Origin of the sequence: Kitasatospora sp. NPDC056531 (assembly GCF_042794375.1) — a bacterium.
GTDB lineage: Bacteria > Actinomycetota > Actinomycetes > Streptomycetales > Streptomycetaceae > Kitasatospora.
The window spans coordinates 12,650-15,246 of record NZ_JBHTTU010000116.1 but is presented as its reverse complement, the minus strand read 5'-3'; the positions used below and the strand labels follow the sequence as shown (position 1 = coordinate 15,246).

Annotated in this window: 2 protein-coding genes and 1 pseudogene; all 3 read right to left on the bottom strand. The window is 75.5% G+C overall.

Features of this window, described 5'->3' with window-relative positions:
- Positions 1-1,096, bottom strand: a 1,096-nt coding sequence (locus tag ACFQ87_RS40280) for an FAD-dependent monooxygenase (RefSeq protein ID WP_380615925.1), incomplete at its 3' end; no start/stop codon positions are given.
- A 299-nt stretch (positions 1,097-1,395) separates the two neighbouring features.
- A complete protein-coding gene (locus tag ACFQ87_RS40275; RefSeq protein WP_380615924.1) occupies positions 1,396-2,247 on the bottom strand; it encodes a hypothetical protein in 852 nt (283 codons plus the stop codon).
- Positions 2,248-2,391: 144 nt separating this feature from the next.
- Positions 2,392-2,597, bottom strand: a pseudogene (locus tag ACFQ87_RS40270) (NAD(P)-dependent oxidoreductase); the annotation flags it as partial.

Sequence of the window (2,597 nt, the reverse complement as noted above, 5' to 3'; positions counted from 1 at the left end):
GGCGGATCATCAGGGCGGTGTCGGGGGCGTAGCCGTTCATGCCGCCGGGCGGCAGCTCCTGGGCGCGGGTGACGTAGGGGCGCATGCGCTCCTCGTAGCGGGCGAAGGCGGCGGCGAAGTCACCTGCGGCGGCGGCGAGTTCACCGGCCAGCAGGTAGCCGCCGACCAGGGCGAGGCTGGTGCCCAGGCCGGTGAGCGGGCTGGGGCAGTAGCCGGCGTCGCCGAGCAGGGCGACGCGGCCGCGGGTGTAGTGGTCGAGGTGGATCTGGCCGTAGGAGTCGAAGGCGAAGTCCTCGGCGGTGGACATCCCGGCGAGCAGGCGGTCCACCTCCCAGCCGGCCCCGGCGAAGCGCTCGGTGAGCAGCCGGCGCTGGGCGGCGCCGTCGCGGCGGTCGAGGGGGAGCGGGTCGCAGCGGAAGCTCAGGGCGGCCTTGACCTCGCCGGGCAGCCGGCCCGGGCGGGCGGCGGCGACCAGGCCGCCGGGGGCGTTGTACATCAGGAACCAGCTGTCGAGGCCGCGGGCGAGGGCGGGGTCGTGGACGGTGAACCAGGCGGTGTAGCCGCCGAGCGGGCGGTAGTGGTCCTCCCCGGGGCCGAAGGCCAGGCGCCGTACGACCGAGTGCAGGCCGTCGGCGCCGACGACGAGGTGGAAGCGGCGGGCGGGGGCGTTCTCGAAGTGGACGGTGACGCCCTCGGCGTCCTCGGCCAGGGCGGTGATGCTGTCGTCGTAGAGGTACTCGACGTCGTCGGTGGCCTGGCGGAGCAGGTCGGCGAGGTCGCCGCGCAGGATCTCGATCTCGGAGACGATGCCCTCGCCCTCGAACAGCTCGACGGGCATCCGGGCGGTCAGCCTCCCGCGGCGGTCGACCAGGGCGATGCCCTTCTGCTCCACGCACAGCGCGCGGGCCCGCTCCATCAGGCCCATCCGCTCGATGACGGTGCGTCCGGCGCCGCGCAGGTCGACGGCCTGCCCGCCGGGGCGCGGGCCGGGGGCGCGCTCGACGACGACGGGGTTGAAGCCGTGACGGCGCAGCCAGTAGGCGAGGGCGGGGCCGGCGACGCCGGCGCCGGAGACGAGGATGTCGGTGTTCTCCATGCCCACAACCGTACGCCGTACGCATTGTGCTCAACAAGCCCTGTACTGCGGTTATTTGAGATTGGAGCACTAGTGCACTAGGGCGCTTCGGGGCAGCTCGGGGGCGGTTTCCCGGGCGGTCTGCGGGAGGTTTTGCGGGCTTTGCGCAGGCCGGCGGCCCGGCGGGGTGCCCTCGTGTCGTTCTCCATCCTTCGCCCTTGCCCTCTCTCCCGCGGCCCTCTGTGACCGCGGCAGAATGCCCCAGTCCGCACCCGGTACGGACCGGGTGCGGGCGCGGGTGTGTGGGAGATGCGGGGGCGTCAGGAGGTCGGGTTCGCGGGCGTGCCCATCAGGGTGTGCAGCAGGTCCTCGCCCAGGCCCAGGCCGCTCGGAGACTCGTCCGACAGGCCGTAGTCGCGGTACCACTCCGAGGGCGCCTCCGGGTGCGGGCCGCTGACCGCCACCCGGCCCGCGCCGTAGGAGGCGACCACGGCGGCGGCGCGGTCGTTGGTGTAGCGGGCCAGCACGTCCACGTCCGGGCCGTCCACGTCGAAGTACGGGCCGTCCTGGAAGTACATCCGCCGCGGGTGCCCGCGCCAGGCGACGTCGACCAGGTGGTCCTGGTCGTCGGTGACGGTGGCGCCCTGGGAGCTGATGTACTGGCCGGAGTCGCCCGGCAGGAGGCCGTAGCCCGGGTCCTCGCCGGCCAGGTAGCCGCCCATGCACAGGCCCAGGTAGCGCCCGCCGCCACGCACGTAGGCGCGCACCAGCTCCGGGGAGAAGCCCCGGTCGCGCTCCAGCAGGCCCCAGGCGGTGGTCACCTCCTGGCCGTTGGTGCCGCCCGGCTGCACGTACAGGGCGGCCCCGGCGAGCGCGTCCGGGCCGAAACGCGTCTCCTCGTCCGGGCCGATGTAGCGCACCGTGAAACCGTCGTGCTCCAGCATGTCGTGCGCCGCCTCCGGGCAGCCGTCGCAGGCCGCCGGGCCCCGGTAGACCAGGGCGAGCGGGCTGCCGCCCGGGACCACCGCTCCGGGGGTGCCCCTGCGGGCCCCGGCGTCACCGCTGTCGTCGCCCCGCTCGCCGGCGGACGGCGGCGCCCCGCAGGCCGACGCCACCAGCACCGCCGTCGCCACCGCCAGCGCCGCCGCGCTCCGCCGCAGCCCAGCCCACATCTCCCGCACTCCCGCCGCCCTCCCCAGGCCCTCCGCCGTACGCCGCCACGACGCTACGGCCCGGCAGCGCCGCGGCGCACACCGGCCCCCCCTGATCGGGTGAATGCCGGTTCGCGGCTTTGACGGCCGGGGCGGGGCAGGGGCCTAGCCCCGCTGCAGCGCCGTCACCACCGCCGACAGGTCCCGCTCCGTGATCGACGGGTCCGCCAGCAGCACCTGACGGGCCGCCGCCAGCACCGGGCCGCCGCCCGCCAGGGCGAGGTCCTTGGCCGCCAGGCGGACGGGGAAGTCCGACTGCGTGCTGCGCGCCCGGGCCACCACCCCCGCGAGCGGCCCGGACGCCAGCGCCT